Origin of the sequence: Vibrio sp. OPT46 (genome assembly GCF_015163535.1) — a bacterium.
Taxonomy (GTDB): domain Bacteria; phylum Pseudomonadota; class Gammaproteobacteria; order Enterobacterales; family Vibrionaceae; genus Vibrio; species Vibrio alginolyticus.
Map to the genome: position 1 here is coordinate 1 of NZ_JADDYG010000238.1, position 759 is coordinate 759.

Consider the following 759-nt stretch of genomic DNA (forward strand, 5'->3'; position numbering starts at 1 on the left):
TCTGGCGCTGTATCGTTTCTGGTTTTTTCTTCTATTCTTTGAAACGCAATGACCGCGGTGTCTTCTCCGAAACTCTCTAGAATGCCCTTTAAACTATGAGCTAATAGATAGAGTTCTGACCAACATCTGCTTGCATATAGCTCATCTATACGCTCTATATCACTCGTGTGATCTTCAAGGTATGTAGAAAAAACAGTGACGATGAGATCTACGTCGTTATCCATGTATGTATTGAGAACATCAAAATTAATCATGTATACCCCTATTAAACGTTGAGGTAGAGGAATGTTTCGGATAATGAAGGCTTAGCCGAAGGTATGAATGGCATAACCAGTATTTGAGCAGAAATAGTTTGCTTGTCGCTTGAGATAAACTTACAAAAAGAAAGTCATTGTTAAAGATATTTTGACTTATATCCAAACGGCAATGGTCGAAATGTAGGGATGAAAAAACTTCAACTCGCGTGTTTTTAACACAAGTAGCAAAGGGGACGTTTCCAAGTAAAACGCCGAGTCGGTAAGTGTCTTGCAGTCCTAGTTTAAGGCTATCGTTACATACGGACGCCCGACGTTCGCCAACTTTGACTATTCCTTCAGTCAAGGCTAACTCTCCTCATTAAGTACAAGTATAAATTAGCAATCTAGTTGCATATTGGCAAGTGATCTGCGGCAAAAAAGGGACTCGCGTCCCTTTTGTATTACTAGCTTTGCTTAGAGTCCTGTTCTATTTGCTTCATAAGCTCGTTGGCTTTCTTCATAG

General features: G+C 39.8%; 1 protein-coding gene. It reads right to left on the reverse strand.

Going from position 1 to position 759, the window contains the following annotated elements:
- Positions 1 to 254 (reverse strand): Hpt domain-containing protein (locus IQR33_RS32745; protein WP_228013836.1); only part of this gene is annotated, 254 nt, incomplete at its 3' end.
- Positions 255 to 759 lie beyond the last annotated feature (505 nt).